The organism is Psychroflexus aurantiacus (assembly GCF_010820555.1).
Taxonomy (GTDB): domain Bacteria; phylum Bacteroidota; class Bacteroidia; order Flavobacteriales; family Flavobacteriaceae; genus Psychroflexus; species Psychroflexus aurantiacus.
Map to the genome: position 1 here is coordinate 412,172 of NZ_JAAIKD010000003.1, position 22,685 is coordinate 434,856.

Annotated in this window: 22 protein-coding genes; 12 read left to right on the forward strand and 10 right to left on the reverse strand. The window is 43.3% G+C overall.

Translation table 11 applies throughout. The features are described 5' to 3' along the window. The first annotated feature begins 707 nt into the window (after positions 1–707). Positions 708–1,412, forward strand: a complete 705-nt coding sequence (gene lipB, locus G3567_RS07335) for a lipoyl(octanoyl) transferase LipB (RefSeq protein WP_164004670.1) — start codon at positions 708–710, stop codon at positions 1,410–1,412. Here the strand turns inward: lipB and G3567_RS07340 are convergent. Both G3567_RS07340 and G3567_RS07345 read right to left on the reverse strand, forming a co-directional pair. After that, the gene (locus G3567_RS07340; protein ID WP_164004671.1) at positions 1,409–3,862 is read right to left on the reverse strand and encodes a hypothetical protein; all 2,454 of its coding nucleotides are present in this window, start codon (positions 3,860–3,862) and stop codon (positions 1,409–1,411) included. The two genes, lipB and G3567_RS07340, sit on opposite strands and share 4 nt — an antisense overlap. A gap of 65 nt (positions 3,863–3,927) precedes the next feature. Next, positions 3,928–4,527 carry a ribonuclease HII gene (locus G3567_RS07345; RefSeq protein ID WP_164004672.1) on the reverse strand — a complete coding sequence of 200 codons (600 nt, stop codon included), beginning with the start codon at positions 4,525–4,527 and terminating at the stop codon, positions 3,928–3,930. Positions 4,528–4,640: 113 nt separating this feature from the next. Here G3567_RS07345 and G3567_RS07350 point away from each other — a divergent pair, with 113 nt between their 5' ends. Beyond that, complete coding sequence (locus G3567_RS07350; RefSeq protein WP_164004673.1) at positions 4,641–6,632, forward strand: putative porin; 1,992 nt, start codon at positions 4,641–4,643, stop codon at positions 6,630–6,632. On the opposite strand, the gene G3567_RS07355 is transcribed toward G3567_RS07350, so the two are convergent. Next, the gene (locus G3567_RS07355; RefSeq protein ID WP_164004674.1) at positions 6,627–6,875 is read right to left on the reverse strand and encodes a hypothetical protein; all 249 of its coding nucleotides are present in this window, start codon (positions 6,873–6,875) and stop codon (positions 6,627–6,629) included. The genes G3567_RS07350 and G3567_RS07355 overlap by 6 nt on opposite strands. Positions 6,876–6,884: 9 nt before the next feature. After that, a complete protein-coding gene (locus tag G3567_RS07360) occupies positions 6,885–7,436 on the reverse strand; it encodes a sigma-70 family RNA polymerase sigma factor (RefSeq protein WP_164004734.1) in 552 nt (183 codons plus the stop codon). A gap of 101 nt (positions 7,437–7,537) precedes the next feature. Between G3567_RS07360 and G3567_RS07365 the strand changes: the two genes are divergently transcribed. Further along, positions 7,538–8,782 (forward strand): glycosyltransferase, encoded by a 1,245-nt coding sequence (locus tag G3567_RS07365; protein ID WP_164004675.1) that lies wholly within the window; start codon positions 7,538–7,540, stop codon positions 8,780–8,782. A 24-nt stretch (positions 8,783–8,806) separates the two neighbouring features. Then, entirely contained in the window at positions 8,807–9,277 is a 471-nt protein-coding gene (locus G3567_RS07370; RefSeq protein WP_164004676.1) for a hypothetical protein, read from the forward strand. A 1-nt stretch (position 9,278) separates the two neighbouring features. Here the strand turns inward: G3567_RS07370 and G3567_RS07375 are convergent, their stop codons facing one another. Beyond that, positions 9,279–10,439: a glycosyltransferase gene (locus G3567_RS07375; protein WP_164004677.1), complete on the reverse strand. Its 1,161-nt coding sequence runs from the start codon at positions 10,437–10,439 to the stop codon at positions 9,279–9,281. Then, a complete protein-coding gene (locus G3567_RS07380; RefSeq protein ID WP_235923518.1) occupies positions 10,436–11,380 on the reverse strand; it encodes a hypothetical protein in 945 nt (314 codons plus the stop codon). Before G3567_RS07380 ends, G3567_RS07375 begins: the two co-directional genes overlap by 4 nt. 28 nt (positions 11,381–11,408) lie before the next feature. Between G3567_RS07380 and ruvC the strand changes: the two genes are divergently transcribed. Next, positions 11,409–11,963 (forward strand): crossover junction endodeoxyribonuclease RuvC, encoded by a 555-nt coding sequence (gene ruvC / locus G3567_RS07385; RefSeq protein WP_164004678.1) that lies wholly within the window; start codon positions 11,409–11,411, stop codon positions 11,961–11,963. Between the two features lie 340 nt (positions 11,964–12,303). Here ruvC and G3567_RS07390 read toward each other — a convergent pair whose 3' ends face one another. The 3 genes from G3567_RS07390 to hemW form a co-directional block, all read right to left on the reverse strand. Then, positions 12,304–14,076, reverse strand: coding sequence for a MutS-related protein (locus G3567_RS07390; protein ID WP_164004679.1), 1,773 nt, complete (start codon positions 14,074–14,076; stop codon positions 12,304–12,306). 78 nt (positions 14,077–14,154) lie between these two features. Continuing rightward, positions 14,155–14,523, reverse strand: a complete 369-nt coding sequence (locus G3567_RS07395; protein WP_164004680.1) for an MmcQ/YjbR family DNA-binding protein — start codon at positions 14,521–14,523, stop codon at positions 14,155–14,157. Between the two features lie 19 nt (positions 14,524–14,542). Further along, positions 14,543–15,673, reverse strand: coding sequence for a radical SAM family heme chaperone HemW (hemW, locus tag G3567_RS07400; RefSeq protein WP_164004681.1), 1,131 nt, complete (start codon positions 15,671–15,673; stop codon positions 14,543–14,545). 76 nt (positions 15,674–15,749) lie between these two features. On the opposite strand from hemW, the gene G3567_RS07405 reads away from it, so the two are divergent. The 5 genes from G3567_RS07405 to G3567_RS07425 all read left to right on the forward strand — a co-directional run bounded on the left by G3567_RS07405 (position 15,750) and on the right by G3567_RS07425 (position 19,583). Continuing rightward, entirely contained in the window at positions 15,750–16,250 is a 501-nt protein-coding gene (locus G3567_RS07405) for a DUF456 domain-containing protein (protein WP_164004682.1), read from the forward strand. A 664-nt stretch (positions 16,251–16,914) separates the two neighbouring features. Then, positions 16,915–17,583, forward strand: coding sequence for a TIGR04283 family arsenosugar biosynthesis glycosyltransferase (locus G3567_RS07410; protein ID WP_235923519.1), 669 nt, complete (start codon positions 16,915–16,917; stop codon positions 17,581–17,583). Between the two features lie 258 nt (positions 17,584–17,841). Then, positions 17,842–18,297, forward strand: coding sequence for a DUF2267 domain-containing protein (locus G3567_RS07415; RefSeq protein ID WP_164004684.1), 456 nt, complete (start codon positions 17,842–17,844; stop codon positions 18,295–18,297). A 123-nt stretch (positions 18,298–18,420) separates the two neighbouring features. Next, a complete protein-coding gene (locus G3567_RS07420) occupies positions 18,421–18,642 on the forward strand; it encodes an OmpA/MotB family protein (RefSeq protein WP_317164166.1) in 222 nt (73 codons plus the stop codon). A gap of 152 nt (positions 18,643–18,794) precedes the next feature. Then, a complete protein-coding gene (locus tag G3567_RS07425) occupies positions 18,795–19,583 on the forward strand; it encodes an SDR family NAD(P)-dependent oxidoreductase (RefSeq protein ID WP_164004685.1) in 789 nt (262 codons plus the stop codon). Positions 19,584–19,848: 265 nt separating this feature from the next. On the opposite strand, the gene G3567_RS07430 is transcribed toward G3567_RS07425, so the two are convergent. Beyond that, positions 19,849–20,775: a LysR family transcriptional regulator gene (locus tag G3567_RS07430; RefSeq protein WP_164004686.1), complete on the reverse strand. Its 927-nt coding sequence runs from the start codon at positions 20,773–20,775 to the stop codon at positions 19,849–19,851. A 93-nt stretch (positions 20,776–20,868) separates the two neighbouring features. On the opposite strand from G3567_RS07430, the gene G3567_RS07435 reads away from it, so the two are divergent. Both G3567_RS07435 and G3567_RS07440 read left to right on the forward strand, forming a co-directional pair. After that, positions 20,869–21,171 carry a hypothetical protein gene (locus G3567_RS07435; protein WP_164004687.1) on the forward strand — a complete coding sequence of 101 codons (303 nt, stop codon included), beginning with the start codon at positions 20,869–20,871 and terminating at the stop codon, positions 21,169–21,171. A gap of 46 nt (positions 21,172–21,217) precedes the next feature. Next, entirely contained in the window at positions 21,218–22,681 is a 1,464-nt protein-coding gene (locus G3567_RS07440) for a proton-conducting transporter transmembrane domain-containing protein (RefSeq protein WP_164004688.1), read from the forward strand. The last annotated feature ends 4 nt before the right edge of the window (positions 22,682–22,685 follow it).

A 22,685-nucleotide genomic window follows, 5' to 3' on the forward strand; every position in this document is an offset into this window, starting at 1 on the left:
AAGTGTTTTAAGTCTGTATTGAAATTCTCTTCTAATTTTTTCCAAACGGTATTGATCAATGATACTTTCGCTTCCTTTACTAATTGATTGAGATAAAAACATGCTGTTTAATTACTGGTCAAATTTACGTTTTTTGTTGGATATCCGTTACTGGAGTTCAGATTTTGGTGATGTGGTGATGTGGTGAGGTGGTGAGAAGTGGTGGGGTTTTTAGTGAGGAGTCTTGAGTGGTAAGTCACAAATCAAAATTGAAGAAAATATTTAAAAGTTAGGATCTTAAACTCGGCCTACTTTTTATGGATGTAGCAAAACAAAAAAGTGGTGAAGTGAGGGCGAAGGAGCAAAGCACTAGTGAAACGGTTTGCTTTGCGAGGTGGAGCCGCTTTTGTAGTTTTCAAAGACATAAAAATAAGCCTAGACTTTTTTGTTTCTTTTTTGGGCGATGCAAAAAAGAAAAGGATGGTTAAGTTTTCTAAATAACCTCCATTTCGATAGTTATCGAAGGCCTCTTAACTTGCTTCGCCTATTCGAATATTCGGCGTGGCTGCACCACTAATCGTATAGTCGGCAGGGCAGTGTTGCTAAGTCCCCATTACACGAATACTCGATTACACGACTACACAAAACTGTTAACAAACCCTGACTTAATCTAAAATAAAACATACGTCTCCGTGATAAAGTTTACCTTTGCCTTAGAATAAAAAGTCATGAATAAAGAGATAAAAGTCCTGGAATTGGGGCAACGCGATTATAAAGAAACCTGGGATTTTCAGGAGGAATTGTTCCAGAACGTCCTTAACACCAAAATCCAAAACCGACGGGAATCCAGCGATTTGCCTACCGAAAATCACCTGATTTTCGTAGAGCATCCCCACGTGTACACCCTGGGGAAAAGCGGGAATTTATCCAATTTACTGCTGAATGAACAGCAGCTGGCCGAAAAAGGAGCGACCTTTTATAAAATCAATCGCGGGGGCGACATCACTTACCACGGCCCTGGTCAGGTGGTGGGCTATCCCATTCTGGACCTGGAGAATTTCTTTACCGATATTCATAAGTACCTCCGATTTCTGGAAGAAATGGTGATTCTCACCCTGGCAGAATACGGACTAAAAGCCGAGCGCAGTGAAGGCGAAACCGGGGTCTGGCTGGATGTGGGCACTCCCTTTGCCCGAAAAATCTGCGCCATGGGTGTTCGCGCGTCCCGCTGGGTGACCATGCACGGATTTGCCTTTAATGTGAATGCCGATTTGGGTTACTTCGATAACATCGTGCCCTGCGGTATCCGGGACAAGGCAGTCACCTCACTGAATGTGGAACTCGGCAAAGCCGAAATTCCCGTAGAGGAAGTCAAAGCCAAACTCAAAAAACACTTTGCCGAACTTTTCGAAGCCAGGCTCACGGAGTCCTAAAGCGATTTGTTGTAAATCAAAATCGCATTGTCGTCTCCTTTCACAATAAAATTCAATGCAGTGGGGGCCCGCAAATCCAGTTCGATATGTGAGTTTCCAAAGACGGGAAATCCGGAAACCAGTTCCGCCTGCTCATCAAAGAGGTAGACTTTATCCGCCTGTTGATCGACAATGCTGAAATAGGTTCTGTTGGCCTGCTCGTAGATTTGCGGAGGCAGATACAGGCCGTAATCCAGGGTTTTAGTCACGCCGTTGATGCTTAGTTTATTTTCTGAAAAGGTCACCACGTGTTTGGGGCTCACCGCGATAAAATGATTATCAGACAGGTCCATGGCGGTGGTCTTCACCGCTCCGCTCTGGGAGATTTCGATACGGTTTCCCTCGGCATCGGTTCCTGTAAAACTCGCGTTATGCAGACCCCAGGCATTGCCCGACGTAGATATGCTTTGCTTGGGATTGACACGCACCCCGCCGGTTCTGTTCAGGATGTTCAGACCCTGCTCGTTTTCAACCAGGATGTAGTCTTTTCTACCGATGCGGATGTGCTGGGGTGTACGCTGAATTTTACTTCCGGACTTGAAATCAAAGCCTTTCACCAGTTTCCCTTCTTTGTTGAACATCAGGACCTCATCGCCCTGAACCACGACAAACCTGTATTTTCCATTTTGATCGTAATCGAAAATCGCCAAACCTTCAGAGATGAAATCTTTAAACTCCAGAGGAAAGGGCGCTACGGAATTCCCGTTCTTGTCGATGACATACAGCTTATTCTGCGTGGTAAAGGCCATCTGCAGTCTTGTATTTCTATAAATATCCAGGGTGAGTATCTCCCCCACTATTCTGCTGTCCAGCGGCTTTGTCCAGATGGTCTTCCCGTCCTGAGCAATCAGGTGTAAGGTGTTGGTCTCATCCTGAACCGCGATGTCTTTTTGCCGCGTTCTCCAGTTGGTAAACAGAGAAGGCTCGGTGGCGATGCTGTGGTCGAGTTTGATGCGCTTCACCTGAATGGCTTCCTCAGATTTGGCTTCAGACCGGGTTTTGGATAAAATGCCATTGACAAAGGCAAAATTATCCTCCTGGGTCGCCTGCATGATGACAGAACTGTACCCCTCCGCAGAGAAATTTTTAAAGTTGGCTGCGAAATCTTCAGCAGCAGAGTTCTCGAGCTGATCGACGATGGCCTCCAGTTGCCCGCCCCAGACCATATGCGCCGAAGCACTCATCTTGTCTACGGCATCCTGAAACGAGGAAGACTCACTCAGAACCGACCGGTTATTGATGTTGATCAATATACTTTCTAAAGCCTCCTGGTTTTTAGCAAACAGGAAATGACTGTCATAGACCGTAAAGACAGAAAATTTGTGATTGGACAGCAGCGGTGAAAAATCGGCAAACACGTTTTCAGGCTGAAATGTGTAGATGGTCTGATTTCTGAACGTGGTTTCCTGCTGCACTTTCATAGACAGAGAATCCAAAGTTCGGGTCACATTGGAACTGAGCATGTCATACACCAAAGCGCCGTTTTCCAGCGCGATAGCTCCTACCTGTTTGCTGTCTTCAAATATAAATCTAAAGGGAGAGGTGGCGGTATGGTTTTGATCAGCTCTGTTGTTTTGAAGGCTTTCAAAGTCAGAAAACGTCAGACTTAAAAATCCGGTGGCATTGACTGGGGTTACTTCGTGCAGTCGAAATGCAGACGGAGAAGTTCCACTGAACAAGTCGAGTTTTTTGGAGGCGGCATTGCTTAAAATCGCCCCGGACCAGGTGTAGCTACCTTTGGAGATCTCCAGGTCAATGCTCAGCCATTTGCCCAGGCCTTTCAGGGATTTGGCATTCAGGTCGTCAAACTCGTTTTTATACAGATAATGCGCCTCTTCGAGATTGATAAAAGCCGAAGTTTCTCCTGTGGCTGCTTTATGGGCTTTGTAGAAGAGCTCATCGAATTTAAACTGATTGTTGTAGGCTCTGATCACGTTCTCGATGATCAGTTTGGATTCTGAAGAAATCCTTACCTGCTCGATCAGCGTGGAATAGAAGGTTGCCTGATCCAGTTCAAATTCTGAAATCACCTGACCGGCATAATCGATTTCTTTTTGTTTGGTGAGTTGAAGTGAATCCAGCTGAAGGTACCGGTCCTCGATAATCAGCGAGGTGGCGAGTTCACGCTCCCCTATGGGCGTCACGGCCAGAAAGGCCTCTGCATCCAGATCGAAATAACGGATGAACTTAAACTTGTCCTGAATGTCTTTGAAAACGGGTAAGGACGCATTGTTCTGAAACAATTCGGTCGCCGTGAGCTCTTCGACCGAGCGGGAAAGGTTTTCGGATTCTAAAATCAGGACCGACTTAGACGGAATAAAGTCTATGAGTTTTCCCTGCACGCCTTTCGAATCGAACTGACATGCACTTAAGCCAAGGCAAAAACAAATCATTATAAAAAGTGGACGCATAAACTGAGGTATTTAAAACACAAAATTAGGTTAAAATAGGAATCTAAGCCCATATACCTTTTGGTTTATAATTTTAATTCGATTTGCTCCGGCAATTGCTTAAAACTGAGCCTGTGATATTTGGTCAGTCCATAGGTTTGAATGGCTTTGCGGTGGGCTTTGGTGGGATAGCCCTTGTTTTGTGCCCAGCCATACATCGGGAATTCCCTGTCAATTTTTTTCATATAGGCATCTCTGGCGGTTTTGGCCAGAACAGAAGCCGCCGCGATACTGAGAAATTTAGAATCGCCTTTGATGATGCATTCGTGTCTGACTTTTTTATAAGGCTTAAACCGGTTTCCATCCACCAGAATCAGTTCCGGACAGGGCTTTAGTTTCTGAATAGACTTATGCATCGCCAGAATAGAAGCATTCAGAATATTGATCTCGTCGATAATGCCCATATCGATATGAGCAATACCAAAACTGACACAACTGTCTTTTACAATCTCTTCTAAAAATTCCCGGTTTGAGGCGGTTAAAAGTTTGGAATCGTTGAGGATTTCATTTTGAAAATCGGCGGGTAAGATCACAGCAGCGGCAGTCACAGGACCGGCCAGGCAACCCCGACCCGCTTCATCGGTTCCGCATTCCAGGTATTTGGTTTGATAATTGAGTTGAAGCATAATCAAATTCAGCAACAAAAATATAAATTCTCAGATTCTTAATTGAATTATGGAGGACATTAAAACGTAAGTAAACTAAAAATGATACTTTTGCTCACGTTTTAAAACTGCTAATGAAGTCCGTATTTTACATTCTCTTTTTCCTCCTCTTTACCACCTGGTCTCAGGCTCAAGTATTAAAATCAATAGATGGCGGAGGTAAAGGTAAAGACGATAAAACCAGTCAAGACGATGAGCTCTTCGATAGAAAAACAACACGGTCGGTCAAAGACGATCGTGAAAAACCCAATATTTCCAAATATAAAATCATCTCCATAAGCAACGACACCACTTATGTGGATACCACCTTAAGCATTCGAAAAGACTATAAGTTTAATTATCTGAGAAAAGATGCGTTTGAGTTGCTGCCGTTTTCCAATGTAGGGAGACCCTATACCGAACTGGGCTATGCGTTTGATGACCTGCAGGCATTGCCTCGCTTTGGCGCCCGTGCCAAGCATTTCAATTATCTGGAGGTGGAAGACATTCACTATTACGAAGTACCGACGCCGCTAACTGAGCTTTATTTCAAAACTGTTTTTGAACAGGGTCAGACCCTGGATGCCCTCTTTGCCACCAACCTGAAACCCAACCTGAATCTCTCCATCGCTTACAAGGGTTTACGGTCCCTGGGAAATTACCAGAGAGAACTGACCAGCACGGGAAACCTAAGGCTTGGACTGAATTACAGAACCCTAAATAACCGGTATTTTGTCAGGGCACATTTTGCGGCGCAGGATATTTTTAACGAGGAAAACGGGGGTCTGACAGATCGCTCTTACCAGCAGTTTTTAGATGAAATTCAGGAAATTCAAAACAGGGCTGCTGCAGAAGTCAGGCTGGATAATGCGGAAACCGAACTGGATGCCAAGCGGTTTTACGTCAACCAGTTTTACAACATTCGCCCCGGCAATGATTCTACACAGAACGGCCAGATCCGACTGAAGCACGTCCTGGATTTTACCGATAAGGAATACCGATTCATACAGGGTAGTTCCACCCCTGAGTTTTTTGGAACGCCATTTGAAAACGCCGACCTGCAGGACGAAGTGGAATATCAGAATGTATCCAACACCCTGCTTTTGTCCTATAAGCAAAATCACCTGGGCAGAATAGGCTTTAAAGCCAGTCACAGCAATATCAACTACCTCTACAACTCCATTGTCGTTTTGGAAGACAAGCGGATTCCCAACCTCATCCAAAGGGATGTAATCAGTCTGGGGGGAACCTATTCAAAAACCTACAAAGGCTTTAAACTCGAGGGGGATGCCTCCTACAATATCACGGGAGGTTTTGGCGGCTACGCGGTTCACGGGAAAGCCAGCAAAAGCCTTTCCGATTCGCTTCAGTTTTCGGCCAGAATAGATTTGAGTTCTGCGGCTCCCAACCTGAACTGGATCCTGAACCAAAGCGATTATGAAAATTACAACTGGTACAATCCCGATTATGAAAACGTCATTACCCAGCATCTGGAAGCCGAGGCCAGGTCTGAAGTCTATGGAAGCCTAACCGCCTCCCTCACTCAAATAGACAACCATGCTTACTTTGAGTACCTGAGCGCTCCGGAAGGTTCTCTAGCGGACAGTTTAGTGAGCCCACAGCAAACCGATTTACAGATCAGATACCTCAAACTAAAAGCCGTCAAAGATTTTAAGTACGGACATTTCAATCTGGCCAATACGGTCCTGTACCAAAATGTGCTGGAGGGAGAATCTGTTTTTCCTGTCCCCGAATTTGTGACCAGAAACTCGCTGTTCTATGATAATTATCTGTTTAACAAGGCCTTGTATCTTCAGACGGGGTTAACCTTCAGTTACTTTAGCAGTTTCAGGAGTAAGGCCTACGATCCTGTCCTTTCTGAATTTGCGCTTCAGAATACTCAGGAACTCGAAGGCTTTTACACGCTCGACTTCTTCCTGAATGCCAAGGTCAGAGAAGCTCGAATTTTCTTTAAGCTGGAGAATTTTACGACACTACTGGAGGGGAATACCAATTTTGCAGCACCAAGGCAGCCCTACAGGGATTTTGCCATTCGCTTTGGTATGGTATGGAATTTCTTTTTATAAAGCCATCCTGGCTTTAAGCTCTTCTTTTTCGGATTTGGAAAGGAACTTGAGTTCATGATTCTGTAGGAGCAGCGTCAGTTCTTCGTTTTTAATATGGTAGGAATGACAGTGTTTGCAGTGCAAAATATGGATCTGAACCCTTAGTTTTTCCCAAAAGCCGGCTTCGCCATACTGCTGCTTATCGCTGAACTCAGCGACTTTCTGACAGGGTCTTGGTAAATTATTCATGTTTTTAATTTCCATGTGTTATGTTTAAAACCAGGAACTATCCAGACAACTGGCTAAAGCTTTTCTCGCTCTGTGGATAATCACCCACAAATTAGACGATGTAATTCCCATTTCCTTACAAATCACATCGTTGTCATAATTCTGAAGTGTTTTCATTTTAAAGATTTCAGCATGTTTGGGGTGAATCTGTTCCAGACAGGCTAAAATCGCTTCTCCCAATTCTTTGTTTTCTATTGAAAAATCTGCCGAAGTAGACCCGGCGTTAGCGACCTGTTCTTCCAGCCAGGAGCCCTCCTGATCTTCACCGGCATAATTCATCTTGACCTCTGCCTGACCCTTATTGGAATTGATTTTGCGGTAGTGATCGATGATTTTTCGATTTAAAATGGAGGTCAGCCATGTTTTTTCGGTAGACCGGCCTTCAAAATTGGCTTTGGATTTAAGTCCGGCCAGAAAAGTTTCGGACACGATATCTTTGGCGACCTCTCTGTCACTCACCCTGGAAAGGGTGTAGTATAAAAAATAATCACTGTAGGTATCCACCCATAATTCGGGCTGCAGACTCTCCTTGCTCATGTGAACTGATTTCATTCAAATGTATTGAAAAAATAATCAAGCTATCCTTAAAAAAATAGGCCCAGATTATCGATTTTCGCAATAAATTAAACTTTGCAGCTATGAATCAGGCTAAGTTATTGATTATTGGATTTGTGTGGCCGGAACCAACTTCTTCTGCCGCCGGAAGCCGGATGATGCAAATTATAGATCTTTTTCTCAAACGAAAATTTGACATCATATACGCCTCACCGGCCGGATTTTCGGAGAATGCAGAGAACCTTGAGCAACTTGGAGTGACTCAAAAGCAGATTCAGGTCAATAACTCCGACTTCGACGAGTATCTGAAAGCGCTGCAACCCACGCATGTGCTCTTCGACCGGTTTATGATGGAAGAGCAGTTTGGCTGGCGAGTTGCCGAGCACTGCCCCGAGGCCCTGAGGATTTTGGATACCGAAGACCTTCATTTTTTGAGAAAAGCCAGACAACAGGCCTACAAGGATAAAAAATCTTTCAAAAAAAAGTATTTATATACCGACATCGCCAAACGAGAAATCGCTTCCATTCTGCGAAGTGACCTGAGTCTGATCATCTCAAAATCTGAAATGAGTCTGCTGGTTCAGGAGTTTAAAATCAATAAGAGCCTCCTCCTCTACCTCCCCTTTTTATTAAAACCCCTGAAAGATAAAGACATTGAGAATCTCCCGGGTTTCGAGGAACGTCGGCATTTTATCAGCATCGGCAATTTTCTGCACGCGCCCAACTGGGATAAAACCCTGTTTTTAAAAGAAGAGATCTGGCCGCTCATCAAAAAGGAATTACCGGAAGCTGAACTTCATGTCTATGGGGCTTATACCTCCCAAAAAGTAGAGCAGCTTCACAATGCCAAGCAGGGCTTTTTGATAAAGGGCAGAGCCCCAAACGCCATCGAGGCGATTAAGCAGGCTCGGGTTTTGCTGGGACCACTTAGATTTGGTGCCGGACTCAAAGGCAAATTCATAGACGCCATGCAGGCAGGAACGCCCTCCATCACAACGACTGTTGGCGCCGAAGGCATTTGCGGCGATTTGCCCTGGTGTGGTGAAATCGCCAACACCCCCGAAGAAATTGCAAGACAGGCCATTTTGCTCTATAAGATGCCCAAACGCTGGAACATAGGTCAGAAAAATGGCTTTAAAATTATCAATCGGCGTTTTCAGCGTCGGGTCTTTGCTGCCAATTTCTTCAAACGTCTTAAAAAACTGGAAACCGATGTGCATGTGCACAGACAGCAGAATTTTGTAGGTCAGATTCTGATGCACCATACCACCCAAAGCACGAAGTATATGTCTATGTGGATAGAATCCAAAAACAAAACTTCAACTTAGAAGGCTTTTGATTACCTTTACTTTATGAAGTTATGGACTCTCTTTTTTTTGACTTTGATGCTGTCTTCGTGTCAGGATTTCGACTTTAAAAAACAATCTGCAGAGGAAATTATGCAGGAGGAATTGAAATCCATCAATTGGGAAGAAGTCGACTTCTATCCTACATTTCAGAATTGCGGACTGGTCACGTCCAAAGAAGAAAGCAAAGTTTGTTTTGAAACCCAGATTAAACAGGCCGTAAGCAATCGCCTGAGTCAGCAGCAAATCCTCACTTCAAAATCAGCTCAGGACACCGTCATTTTAGAATTGTTCATTACCGAAGAAGGAGAAGCCTTACTCAAAACCATTAGCATTTCTGATGAGCTTTCTGCTCAGAACCCCGACCTCGATGACTGGCTAAAAGAAGCTATTTCTGAACTCCCCGACCTGTATCCAGCTCAAAAAAGAAGCGTCCCGGTCCCCCTTCGCTCCGAGCTTCCTATCATTTTAAAATAATCTATTTAAAATAGCGGCGGCCTTTCCAGTCGAATGTTCCATAAAAACTCGTCAGGGAAAAAAACAGGGTAAAGAAAGGATATACCACACTGACCTTTAGAAAATCTGTCCAGCAAAAGTCCAGCTCCTGAACTTTCGCCATACTGGATAAACTAAATCCATCCACCATAAATTTCAGCACAAACCCGGAAAACAGAAACAGGAAAAACTCCGGATCCCAGAAGCCCAGGATAAGGCTCAGCACCAAAGTGAGCTGCATCAGCGTTATTAGAATCCCAACCGCCTTCATGTACCCGCTGTCGATCGAACTTACTTTCCGCGCCCAGCGTCTGCGCTGCTGCCATAACTCCCGAAAAGACTCCAAAGGCTTGGTCCATACCACACTTTCAGGATCTGATAGATAATCAATTGCAAAGCCTTTTTTTCTGAAACCCTGCAGGGTAAACACATCATCTCCACTGGCAATATGCGCTGTTCCGAGATTGACCTCAGCATCCAGGTAAGCCTGCTTTTTGTAACACAAATTAGCGCCATTGCAAATCACGGGTTGTCGTCTTTTAAAACTTCCCAGACCAAAGGCCTGCAGACTCAGCATATCATAATGCTGGTACCTGGATAAAAAAGAAGTGTTTTTCTCTATCACAACACCACCCGCAACAAGGTCTGCAACCGAATTATGCAGGGAAGTATTATAACTTTCGAGCCAGTGCTTTGGGAGCGAAACATCTGCATCGGTAGTCAGGATATAGGGATAAGACGACAGGGAAATGGCTTTATGAATGGCCTTTTTTTTGGGACTTAGTTTTCCGTCGGAACCTTCCTCATTGTTGCGGTCAGACTGGCTGGAAACCAGATGGATTTTAATATCGCGATACCCGGTCTGAAAGGCTCTCACCAGTTTCCAGGAGTCGTCCCTGGAATCGTCATCCACAAAAATAATTTCGAATAAGGAGGTGGGATAAGACAACTCTGAAATGGAATTGAATAAATTAGGGAGGTTTTTAGCTTCATCCCGCATGGGGATGGTGATGCTAAATTTGGCATTGGGCGGTCTTTTTTCCGGAGGCTCTGGCTTTAAAAACCTGATAAACCCCAACGTCATCCACAGGATGTAAACCAGATACATCAAAAGAAGCACATAAAAACCGATAACCCAGGTCATAGCATCTGTTTTAATTCACCGAGTCCCCGTCGGGGCTTCAGCAGCAAGAGGTTTCCAAGAAAAGCAGGAATTCCAAAATTGAATATCCACATCAGCAAACTCACGGCGATAATAACTTCTGAAGCCAAAACCCCTTTCAGTAATACCAGAGCTAAGCCGGCTTTTAAGCTAAGGTCCAGGAACAGAAAGACAGGTACAAAGGAACTGATAAAATAGATTGAAAAAATGACCGGCATAACCTCAGTATAAGTCAACTCTGGCTGAAATAACCATAACAGCAGGTAAAACTGATGACTAAAACACAGATACCTCAACATAGAAAGCACGAGGACTTTAGCGTTTTTTGGGTCTGAAAGCTGAGCTAAAGAAGCCACATACAACTGAAGTCTTCTAAGCCATTTGTTTTTAGAATTCATCAAACACAGCGTCAGACCTGAGAGGAGAAGCAGTCCCGAAGTCAGACCTATGGAAAGCTGTAACCGAAGAGATAACTGCGCGTAAATAACAGACAAGCCCAGTATCCCAAAACAGCAGGTCGCCAGGAGCTGGTGCAACTGGCCCGTCAGCGTTAGCTTTAAAATTTGTGGCCTTAGCGATTTTGAATAAAAACTCGCTTTGGCACCAAATTCTCCAATTTTATTGGGTGTAAGGATACTCACGGCATGCGCTCTCAGGCTCTCTGAAACCGCAGTGTAAAAAGGGATGCTTTTGACAGGGCTAAGCAGCGTTTTCCACTTTAAGCTTTCCAGGGACCAGTTCAGCAAAGCCAAAACTAAGCCGAGGAATATCACCTCTGTAAATTTTGAAAAATCAAAAATCAATTGCCAGTGGGCAGGCTTTACCTCCTGAACAGCTTTTAAAATAACGACCAAACTCAGACTTACTATTAAAAGCTTGATGGCTAAACTCCAGAATTGATTAGTTTTGTGAGGCAACTTCATGTGGACAAAATAACAAATAAAAATAATATTGGCGGCAGAACGAATCATTTTAGGCATAGACCCGGGCACCACCATCATGGGATTTGGAGTCATTGAAATCGAGAATAAAAAGATGAAGTTCGTTCAGCTGAATGAACTCATGCTCAAAAAATACGATGATCCCTATACCAAACTCAAACTCATTTTCGAGCGCACCATCGAGCTGATCGACACCTACCATCCCGATGAAATTGCCATTGAGGCTCCTTTCTTCGGAAAAAATGTCCAGTCCATGCTGAAGCTGGGCAGAGCCCAGGGTGTGGCGATGGCAGCAGGCTTATCCCGGCAGATTCCCATCACAGAATATCTCCCTAAAAAGATCAAAATGGCCATTACCGGTAACGGGAATGCCAGCAAGGAGCAGGTGGCCAAGATGCTGCAGCAGATGCTCAAAATCAAAGAACTGCCCAAAAACCTGGACTCTACCGACGGACTGGCTGCGGCGGTTTGCCATTTCTATAACTCCGGTCAACCCGCGATTGGAGCCTCGTATACCGGCTGGGAGGCCTTTGTCAAAAAGAATGAAAAGCGGGTGAAGAAGTAGACCTTAGACAGATTTTAGATTTTCAAATCATTATTCCAAATTTAACTATGAACACTAAAGCTCAAGTTAATTTATTGGGAATATCCATAGGACCAGACGTAGAGTCAAATCAGGTGTCCTTCTGAACTTGTTTCAGAATCCAAATCTGTAGGAGATGCATCATAAAACCTTAGTTTTTCAATTGCTGAATCTAACTTTTACTCATTTTTTCTGGAGGATAAGTTGATGCAGTTGAAAAATAATTTGATCTCTTAGACCTCACAGGTTTTATTACAGATATTCGAATTTAGTTTCAAAACTGAATTCTTTCTATGACACTTAAAATTTTTATGATGTCAAACTACTCCACGATATCCATTTTCTTCAGCAGGAACGAAGCGTTCATGTTTTTACAAACCCCTGCTTTGAGCGTATAGTCAAAATGCAGTTCGTCATCAATAATTTCTGCATCGAAGTAATAATTTTTCACCTGCGGCAGTGCATCAGCGACTTCACACAAACTCAGGTCATGCGTAGCAATAATGCCGATGGCATTGGCTTTAACCAGGCGTTCCACGAATTTTCGGGAACCGATGGCTTTATCGGTCGAATTGGTGCCTTTTAAGATTTCATCCAGAACGATGAAGTATTTGTCGGTTTGGATTTCGTCCACAATGTATTTGAGTCGGGTTAATTCCGCAAAGAAATAGGAGGCTTCATCGGCCAGAGAATCCACCGTGCGCATGCTGGTGATGAGTTTGGTAGGAACATAGGCACAGGAAGTTGCACACACGGGAAGCCCCACATTGGACATCACGATTTGCAGAGAAACCGTTCTCAGAAATGTGCTTTTACCCGCCATATTGGCTCCGGTGATGATAAAAAACTGATTGTCTTTGATTTCAAAATCATTTCTCACGGCATCTTTGGGATCAATCAGAGGATGCACAGCCCCTTTCGTCTTGGTAAAGCTTCCATTTGCTTTGATTTCCGGAAAAACGTAATGGGGATGATTGAAATGGAAATTAGCTAAGCTGTTGTAAGCATCGACTTCCGCGATCACTTCAAACCAGCTCTGCACCTGATCCGCATGCGCTGAAATCCATTTTTCGATTTTTAAGGATTGCGTCAAATCTCTTAACATAAAGCCGTTCAAAACAGGCCCCAGAAAAATATTATTCCGCTGATCCAGAGCGTCAATATGCTTAGATAGCTTTTGAAGAATCTGACTGGCCTTTGCCGATTCTGAATGAATTTTAGACTGAAAAGCCTTTAATAATGTCGAATCAAATTCAGCATCCTCAATCAGTTTCAAGAGTTTGAAATACTGCTGAAAGGTGCTTTGCGCCTGACTCACATGGCTGGAGAGTTCGCTGACTCGTTTTAAATAGACGCCCGTAATTCCCAGGCCGATAACAAACCAGAGCAGGAGTTGAGCCCCGGTGATGAGATTGAAGAAATAGGCTGTAATCACAACCAGGGAAATTACTGAAAAGACCCTAGGAAACCAGGACATCCATTTGGGAACAAATGTCTTATAGGTAGTGATCCAGGTGACGATGCTGCTGGCTTTCGTTTCGGTATCCACCAGCATAGCATCTGCGGTGAAGTTTTGTCTGAGCTCCACCTTCTGAGCTAGCTCCTGAATAGCCTCCTGTTTGGAGGTGATATCATCTATAGAATTGGACGTAAGCTTGGCGGCTAAATTTTCTTCCCCTTCTTTTAAGGCGGTTCTGTTGAGGTATTGAAAGAACGAATGCTTCCCGAATATATCGATGTCCTGACTAAATTCATGCTCCGGGTTCTTGTACTCTTCTCCGGCAGGCAGATCAGAAAATTCTCGTTTTAAGACCTGGAGTTCGGTTTCGTTGAGCTGAAGCAGGGCTACCAGTTTTGCTTTTTTATACTGAATTTTAGAGTGCCTGGTGACTAAAATGAGAAATGTGATTATTCCAAGGATGATGGAACCGATGACGATTCTTGTGGACGACCAGAAAAAATATACCGCAAAGGCAATTGCCAGAAAAACGGCCAGGCGAAGCATGCTCGACCAGAATAACTGCGTTTTTACGGCTTTTAAATCGGTGGTATATCGCGAAATAAATTCAGAATAAGTGGCTCCTGGAGTTGGCATAAGTGTAAAAATTGAATTGCAAAAATAGAGTTATTGGGCTATCCGCCATCAAAAAATGAAGAAGTTTATCTCGTGGGGTTAGCTTACCAGGCCCTGCCTCTGGGATTTTGGAAGTTTACTCACCACCAGCGCATAGCTGTGGCTGATGAGGTGCTGAAGGAATTTCCTGGAAAGCTGTGGCCCATCGACGACCACCGTGTTCCAATGTTTCTTGTTCATGTGGTAACCCGGAAAGACCTCCTCCGGATAGCTTTCGCGGTAGGCGACCGCTTTTTCCGGATCGCATTTCAGGTTGATGCGCTGCTCACCCGCTTCCCATTTTTTAAGCGAAATAAGCGCAAAGAGTTTGCCTTTTACTTTAAACGCTAGGGTGTCATCATCAAAAGGAAAGTCTTCAGCTGCTTCCGGTTTGCTAAGGCAATAGGCTCTGAGTTCTTCGATGTTCATGCTAAGAGATAAAATAAAACTATTTCAAATTTAGCATAAACAATTCTGATGCAATCCCATCGGATAAGAATTTACCATCGCCGGTGACTTTGAGTATATCGCCCTCAAGTTTCAGCAGACCCTGCTGTTGAAAGGCCTGGATGTGATCCATCAGATAAGCGGCATAATTCAGTCCAAATTCGGTTTCAACCACTTTCAAATCCACCCCCCACTGGGTGCGAAGACGGGTCATGATGTATTCGTTATACCGATCTGTTCGGGACAACTCTTCGCGCTCCGCCGGGAGCTCACCGGCTTCCAGAGCTTTGATGTATTTGGGATTATTGTTGATGTTCCAGCTCCTAGTGCTGTTCACAAAACTGTGAGCCGAAGGGCCGATGCCCAGATAAAATTTACCCGTCCAATAGGCCGTGTTGTTCTGTGAAAAGTAGCCTGGCTTTCCGAAATTGGAAAACTCGTAGTTCTCAAAGCCATGACGTTGCATGGTGTCTACTAAAATATCAAAATGCAGTTTAGCCTGGTCATCATCCACAGGTTGAATAATTTCCTTGTCTATAAACTGTTTTAAAGCCGTGTTCGGTTCGACCGTCAGGGCATAACTGGAAATGTGGGGAATGCCGAGTTCCAGCGCTTTCGACAGATTGGCTTCCCAGCGCTCCACACTCATCTCCGGAATGCCGTAAATCAGGTCAATGGAAAGGTTATCAAAAAACTGTCTGGCCAGTCGGATGGACGATTCAGCTTCTTCGGCAGTATGCGCCCGGTTCATCAGCTTCAGGTCCTCCTCAAAAAACGACTGTACCCCAATGCTTAATCTGTTGATTTTCGTACCTGATAGCATTTGCAGGTAGTGGATATCTAAATCATCCGGATTGGCTTCCAGGGTGATCTCGGGATGCTCCACAACCTCATAGTGCGCATAAATGGTATCAAAGATGAAAGTCAGGTCAGATTCCGAGAGCAAACTGGGCGTACCACCGCCAAAATAAATATTCTCAACAGCTCCCGGCAGTTCGTGTTTTCGCATGCTGAGTTCCTTTCCAATCGCCTTCACCAGCTTGTCTTTGTGTTTTAAAGAGGTTGAAAAGTGAAAGTCGCAGTAATGGCAAGCCTGCTTACAAAAGGGAATATGGATGTAAAGTGAACTCATCAAAATTATTTTTCCAAAAGTAGGATTTACTTCAGTGAATTCTTTATGTTTAAGTTCGATTTTAGACAAATAACACATGAGTATACTTTTAGTCAGTTTAGGATTTATTTGCTGTATTGTAGGAATCATCGGGAGCTTTCTACCCGTTTTACCGGGTCTGCCGGTGTCGTGGATAGGCATTTTGCTGCTCTATGTGGTTCCCGAAGTGGAGGTCAGCTCAAACCTGCTGTGGATCACCTTTGGCATTACCCTGGTGATTTTCATTCTAGATTATCTCATCCCCCTGTTTGGCGTTAAAAAATATGGCGGCAGCAAATACGGCATGTATGGCGCAGGTATTGGCCTTTTGGTGGGCATCTTCACTCCTTTCCCCTTAACGGTTTTGGTGTTTCCCTTTGTAGGCGCCTATATTGCAGAACTCTATTTTTCCAGAAAAGGAAGTCAGCAGGCTTTACGAGCCGCTTTCGGCTCTTTTATTGGCTTTTTGGCCTCTACGTTTATAGAATTTATGGGGGCTTTGGCCTTCCTTGTTATTTTTACTTACAAGCTTATTCAGTTTAGGGAGTTTCTGTTGTAAAATTAGCAGGACGTTGCAGGGGATAGATTGTAGGTTGTAGGAGATAGAAATTCGTAGTTCAATATATGTTATTCAGTATAAAGCAGTCAGTATCCGGTATTTTTGATCCAGGAGCCACGGATTAATAGTCAACAGTCATGGTAGGTGGTTCGTGATTGGCCTTGCCGATTACACGACTATTCGGCGTGGCTGTGCCACTAATCGTATAGTCGGCTGAGCGTTGTAGCTAAGTCCCATTACTCAAATACACGAATATACGATTACTCGATTACACGACTATTCGACTATTCGGCGTGGCTGTGCCACTAATCGTATAGTCGGCAGAGCGTTGTAGCTAAGTCCCATTACTCAAATACACGAATATACGATTACTCGATTACACGACTATTCGACTATTCGGCGTGGCTGTGCCACTAATCGTATAGTCGGCAGAGCGTAGTAGCTAAGTCCCATTACTCAAATACACGATTACACGAATACACGATTACAAGACTATTCGACAATTCGGCAACACAAAAAGTTTAGCCTCCTAAAACCCAGAATTCACAAAACGGGCATTTGGTAATAACCTATAAATCGGTATATTTTACCAAACATTCTGTTGACTGCCCGGTGAATTTAATACGGGTTAACTTTATGTGATTAAACACCTGTCTTTATGCGCATGAGTATCATCATACCGGTCTACAATGAAGAAGCCTCCATCGCTGAAGTCCTGGAACACTGTCTGAAACTCAAAGGCCATTTTGAAATTATCGTCGTCGATGGCGGCAGTCAGGACCTCACCCTTGAAAAAGCAAAACGCTTTGAAACCATCAGCCTATTCAAAACTTCCAAAGGCAGAGCCAGACAAATGAATTTTGGTGCTCAGCAAGCCCGGGGGGACATTCTTCTGTTTCTTCATGCCGATACGTTTCTGCCGGAAGATGCTTATGCTTCCATCCTTGAATTATGTAAGCATCCTGAAGTCATTGGCGGGAGTTTTAGACTGATAATGAAGGACAGCCATCCTATTTTCAAATTTTATAAGTGGTGCAGTCAGTTTAGCCTGGAGTTTTTCACCTACGGCGACCACGGAATTTTTGTAAAGACTAAAATCTTTAAGGCTATAAACGGCTACAAGAACATCGACTTTATGGAAGATGTGGAAATTCAAAAGCGACTGCGAAAGCAGGGAAAATTCAAGAAACTGAAAACTTCAGTCATCACTTCCAATCGCAGATTTCAAAAAAACGGCATTTACAGGCAACTGGCCACAGATGTCATTCTGGTGGTGCTTTTTAAACTCGGGATTTCCCCCCATCGGTTAAAGCAATATTACCCCGATCATTAATCTTTTTTTGCACCATCAAAAAACATAGAAAATGAGTGTTTTCAGGATGAAAAGCAGCTTTGAAATCAACTCAGTTTCCGCTTTAAAAAAGACCAACCCCCTGAAGGTCATAACGTTAAAATATTTAAAAAATCACTCATGACTTTTTAAATAGCTATAATTTAAAGGCTAAGCTTTTAAAATATCACTTTGCGTTTCTTGAATTTTAAAGCGACAAGGAATTGAATAAAATTAAACCGCTTAACTAAAAAACAAACAATGAAAGATTCAAATTTAAGTTTCGACAAATTTGCTAAAGATGCTCACCATTATATCAAAAAGTTAGCAACGGACCTGGGGCATCCCGAAGAAAAAGATCGCACATTGATACTCTGGCGCGCGGTCATGCATACCCTTAGAGATCGCATACATATCGGAGAATCGCTACAGGTCATAGATCCACTTCCCATGATTTTAAAAGGCGTTTATATTGAAGGCTTAAAATACAACGAGAAGCCACCTTTAGACTATGACAGCCTGGAAGAAATGAAAAACCAGGTAAAAAGACATCAAAATATATATGGTGAAGAAGATTTCCCCTGGTCTAAACCCACGGAGGAACTGATTAGCATAACCCTGAACTCCCTGAAGCAGTTTATATCTAAAAATCAGTTGAGCCACATCATAGAACAAATGCCCAAAGAAATTAAAGAAGACCTGAAGGAAGCCGTATAACCTGAAATCAGGCATCTTGAGTGTTGTATAATGATAAGTAAACATACTTCACCCGGACAGTGGCTAACCGGATATTTTTAAAAATTTAAGCTGCATTTACAGCTTAAAGAAGACAGTTATATTATTGACAACTGGGACTTAAGCGCAAGAAGAAGTGCAGCCGTTGTTCGAAGACTGGAAGAAAAGTTTAAGGTGCCGTCTGAGCAAATGATTGTAGCGGGAGGATCCAGTTATGACCCTGTGGTTCGTAACGATTCCAAAGCGGATATGGTCAATAACCGCAAAACTCAAATTGTCATTATGCCCAACTTAGATAAGTTTTCCGCCATGCTCGGTGAGGACTAATTTTTAAGAAAAATAAAAATATACTTAACATCCTGATTATCCATTTAATCAGGATGTTCTTGATTCTGGGAATAGGCTAAAGAGATAAAATAAAGCTAAAAGGATTTATATGGAGAGCATTATTTTTAATTTAAACAAATTAATAAAACACTATGGAACTAAAAGATAAAAAGGTACTGATTACTGGCGGAAGCGCGGGAATAGGAAAAGCTTTAATCAAGGAATTGCTCACACATGGCGTAAAGGACTTTGCAGTGATTGGCAGATCTCAGGACAAACTGAATGCGCTAAAAGATGAATTTAAAGATGCTGATTTTATACTTGTATCCGCTGACATTTCAAGGCTGGAAGCTATTGAACGCCTTGTAAAGGAGGTCAGCAAGACCTGGGACCACATCGACTTACTTATCAATAATGCGGGAGTGGTAAGCGCCGATCCGCTTCAGGACATGACAGATGAAGACCTGGTCAACCAGATCAACATCAACCTTACCGGACTCATCCTCTTAACCAAAAAAGCACTGCCCTTACTGCTGAAAAGCGAAGACGCCGGGCTTATGAACATGTCTTCGGGCTTAGGCTATATCGCCAAACCTTTTTATTCGGTTTATGCGGCTACCAAAGCCGGTGTCAGGCATTTTTCTGAAGCGATGCGCAGGGAACTTATCTTTGAAAATATTCACGTGATGACCATTTACCCTACAGCAACCGATACGGATATGATGACCTCCGCCAGGGTTGATCGGATGGACAGTCCCGAACTGGTCGCCCAAAAATCTATTGAGGGCTTACTGAATAAAGAAATCAATGTGATTTTGGGTGGTGAACAGCGCATCAAAGATATAGCTACCAATTTCAATCATCCTTTGGAAATCGATAAATCCGTCAGGGAAAACTATGAGGCTTACAAGGAAAGAACCAAAGAACACCGGGCCATGTAATTCAAAAATGATGACACCAAAACTTCTCATCTGTAAGGATTTTACGGAGCTGTGTGAGAAACTCATCGAATCAGACTAGCGGTATTGCGGATTTTCAAAATTCAAGCCTGTACCCGTTTCCCAGTTTTTACGTGAATTTCCCTAAGCCGGATAACCGCCAGTGGAGTTAAGCATGCTGGCAAGGTGCATCAAATTGTAAGTCATGGTGAAAGGATTTGGGTTTATTCTAAAATAGTCCTATCCTGCCTAAAACCTAACAAAACATTCAATTATACGTCTCTATCCAGGAAAAATGCTCCTTTGCGATTTTGTCCTTCTCAAGTTCCAAATGATCCAAAAACGCCTTGGCTACAGGGGTTTGCTTTTTAGACTTCAGCCACACCACCTGCCAGGTGCTTGAGAGGGGGAGGTCAGAGACAGGTACGATCTGCAGCTCTTTTTCCCTGAGTTCATTTTTAATCCCGATAAGGGGCATTATAGAAATTCCTAAGCCTGCCATAACCGCCTGTTTAACAGCTTCATTGGAGGTAAGTTCCATCTTCTTTTTGACCTTAAGATTATGCTTTGAAATATAGCCTTCCATAGCTTTACGGGTCGCAGAACCTTCTTCTCTAAAAATGAGCGGCAGCTCACTTAGCAATTGCTCTTTCCGGGCCAGCTGGTCCTGGGTTAGGTGTGGTCCAGCCACAAGAAAAAGCTGATTTTGCATCAGTTCAAGGCTTCTCACTTTCAGTTTTTTAGGCAGGACAGAAATCAGTGCAAAATCGACTTCGTTTTTCTCCATGCTTCTGATCACCTTGGTTTTATTGGTCACGTCCATGATGAGATCGACTCCGGCATGTTTGTCCATGAATTCGGAAAAGAAATAAGGCATCACATATTTGCCGGTGGAAGCGACGGAAATCTGGATTCTACCCGAAAGCTTTCCCTTAAAAGCATTGCTTTTATAATTAATAGCGTCCACTTCTTCCAGTATTTTTCTGGCGGCCTCGGCAATTTCATTCCCAAAATCTGTAACGAAAAGCTGACGACCTACAACCTCCGTTAACGGAATCGAAAATTGGTCCTGAAAATTTCTTAGCTGTATGGACACTGCAGGCTGAGTCAGGTGGAGCTTTTCGGCAGTTCTTGTAATACTCTTAGAATTTGCTATTTCCGAAAAAATCAGCAACTGATGTAAGGTGTAATTCATAACTTATATTAATGTAATGTATTAATTATATAAATAAACACTAATGAATCTAAATTATAATATTTGCACCACATATCAAAATCATATTTCACCATGGGATTAAAGGAAACATCAGCTGTAAAAGACAAGAAAGTGAAATTAGTCGATGGGGAGTTTACCCCTACTCAGGCTTCAGACATTTTAATTGCTCTCATTGACCAAAAAATAAACTATCACAAGATTGAAAACCTTCAGCACTGGGAGCAGGATCACAACAATGACCCAAAACCCTACATGATGAGAATTCAGGAACTGGAAAAGGAGAAAGAGGCCATCGACCGCTATATTTCTGAATTCAGAAAAGCAGGCAAGAAACTCAGAGTAAGCGGCATTTTAACTTTAAAACCGGTGGATTAAACGTCTTGGCTAATCCAGGATTTATTTCAACCTTTTAAAACGCATTATGCAACATTATTCTTTATCTACCCCCGACAAGTCTTCGCAGGAGCAACCCAGCGCCATTCCTTTAGTCTCCAGGATTTCATCCTTCGTCCACTGGATTTTGTTTTTGACAAGTCTTTCCGCCTTAATTTTCTATCGGATATATTCTCCGGACTGGGAGTATTTAGACATTTTCAGGATTAACGGATTTACACTTCTCATCTGGACCACCGTCCTGTTCTTCAGTTCCATAGTAAGCAGTTATTCTAAAAATTACCTCACCGGTTTCCAGTACCAAAAACGCTTCTCGCTGTTAAGCATCGGTTTTACCTCATCGGTACTGCTGTTCGTCATGTCGAATCATGTTTTGGCTTTGCTTATATCCTGGTTTGCCATGGGCTATTTCATGGCAAAGCTGATTGGTGTCAATAAAAGCTGGGGAGAAGCAAGACAGGCAGAAACCTTTTCGTTGAAATATTTCGTGTCTGGGGCTTTGGCACTCAGCCTGGGAGTTTTCCTGCTCTGTTATGACAGCGATCAATTTACACTACAGGGATTAATGGCCACGGATGAGTTCAGTGATTCCATTTTAATCCTCTCTGCCTTGCTCATCATCGTTGCTGCTGTCATTCAGTCTGCCATTTTTCCCTTTCATAAGTGGCTGCTTTCAGCGATGACCTCCCCTACTCCTGCATCTGCACTGATGCATGCGGGATTTGTGAATGGCTCAGGACTTTTGCTTACTTTATTTGCTCCTTTAATCATCTTCTCCAACACGCTTTGGATTCTGTTTATTGTCGGTGGCATCACTGCAATTCTGGCGCAGTTCCAAAAATTGATTCAGGTGAATGTAAAGCAAAAACTAGCCTGTTCTACTATTGCTCAAATGGGATTTATGATCATGCAGTGCGGATTGGGTTTTTTCAATGCGGCCATTGCTCACCTCATCTTACACGGGTTTTATAAAGCTTACCTCTTTCTATCTTCAGGAGAACAGGTCATGCAAAGTTCGCCAAAGGAATCTGAGCGCCTAAAAATCACAGCTTTACAGGCGGTAGCTGTTGCTCTTTTTGGAATTCTTGGAGCCCTCCTGTTTTCCTACTTCACTGGCAAAACCAGCATTACCAACAGCAGCATCTTTCTGACGCTTATCGTTGCGATAACCGTGGGTCAGGCCACCTACAATATCGTTAAGGAACAAAGTTTCACTTACCTGGAAAAAATGATCATTTCGGCAGTGCTTTTTATTGTTGGAATTAGTATTTACGCGCTTATTTTCAACGGGGTTACACTCCTGATCTCTGAAATGCCTATGATTCAGGTTCCACAGCGCCTGGATACGCTTCAGGTGGTCTTTGGTCTCATCTTTTTAATCGGTTTTTTTACCATGAAACTTGGTCTGCACACCAAATCTCCATGGCTGTACGTCAAGCTTTTAAATTTATCACAGCCTTACAAAAAAACCATTCATTACTACAAAAAATAAGTTT

Excerpts from the sequence above, each read along its gene's own strand:
- hemW (WP_164004681.1), bottom strand. The coding sequence starts at position 15,673 with ATGAGTTCACTTTACATCCATATTCCCTTTTGTAAGCAGGCTTGCCAT.
- G3567_RS07375 (WP_164004677.1), bottom strand. The coding sequence starts at position 10,439 with ATGACCTGGGTTATCGGTTTTTATGTGCTTCTTTTGATGTATCTGGTT.
- G3567_RS07430 (WP_164004686.1), bottom strand. The coding sequence starts at position 20,775 with ATGAATTACACCTTACATCAGTTGCTGATTTTTTCGGAAATAGCAAAT.
- G3567_RS07360 (WP_164004734.1), bottom strand. The coding sequence starts at position 7,436 with ATGAGCAAGGAGAGTCTGCAGCCCGAATTATGGGTGGATACCTACAGT.
- G3567_RS07355 (WP_164004674.1), bottom strand. The coding sequence starts at position 6,875 with ATGGAAATTAAAAACATGAATAATTTACCAAGACCCTGTCAGAAAGTC.
- G3567_RS07425 (WP_164004685.1), top strand. The coding sequence starts at position 18,795 with ATGGAACTAAAAGATAAAAAGGTACTGATTACTGGCGGAAGCGCGGGA.
- G3567_RS07345 (WP_164004672.1), bottom strand. The coding sequence starts at position 4,527 with ATGCTTCAACTCAATTATCAAACCAAATACCTGGAATGCGGAACCGAT.
- G3567_RS07415 (WP_164004684.1), top strand. The coding sequence starts at position 17,842 with ATGAAAGATTCAAATTTAAGTTTCGACAAATTTGCTAAAGATGCTCAC.
- G3567_RS07395 (WP_164004680.1), bottom strand. The coding sequence starts at position 14,523 with ATGAACATCGAAGAACTCAGAGCCTATTGCCTTAGCAAACCGGAAGCA.
- G3567_RS07440 (WP_164004688.1), top strand. The coding sequence starts at position 21,218 with ATGCAACATTATTCTTTATCTACCCCCGACAAGTCTTCGCAGGAGCAA.
- G3567_RS07340 (WP_164004671.1), bottom strand. The coding sequence starts at position 3,862 with ATGCGTCCACTTTTTATAATGATTTGTTTTTGCCTTGGCTTAAGTGCA.
- G3567_RS07405 (WP_164004682.1), top strand. The coding sequence starts at position 15,750 with ATGAGTATACTTTTAGTCAGTTTAGGATTTATTTGCTGTATTGTAGGA.
- G3567_RS07390 (WP_164004679.1), bottom strand. The coding sequence starts at position 14,076 with ATGCCAACTCCAGGAGCCACTTATTCTGAATTTATTTCGCGATATACC.
- G3567_RS07370 (WP_164004676.1), top strand. The coding sequence starts at position 8,807 with ATGAAGTTATGGACTCTCTTTTTTTTGACTTTGATGCTGTCTTCGTGT.
- lipB (WP_164004670.1), top strand. The coding sequence starts at position 708 with ATGAATAAAGAGATAAAAGTCCTGGAATTGGGGCAACGCGATTATAAA.
- G3567_RS07365 (WP_164004675.1), top strand. The coding sequence starts at position 7,538 with ATGAATCAGGCTAAGTTATTGATTATTGGATTTGTGTGGCCGGAACCA.
- G3567_RS07350 (WP_164004673.1), top strand. The coding sequence starts at position 4,641 with ATGAAGTCCGTATTTTACATTCTCTTTTTCCTCCTCTTTACCACCTGG.
- G3567_RS07435 (WP_164004687.1), top strand. The coding sequence starts at position 20,869 with ATGGGATTAAAGGAAACATCAGCTGTAAAAGACAAGAAAGTGAAATTA.
- G3567_RS07380 (WP_235923518.1), bottom strand. The coding sequence starts at position 11,380 with ATGAAGTTGCCTCACAAAACTAATCAATTCTGGAGTTTAGCCATCAAG.
- G3567_RS07410 (WP_235923519.1), top strand. The coding sequence starts at position 16,915 with ATGAGTATCATCATACCGGTCTACAATGAAGAAGCCTCCATCGCTGAA.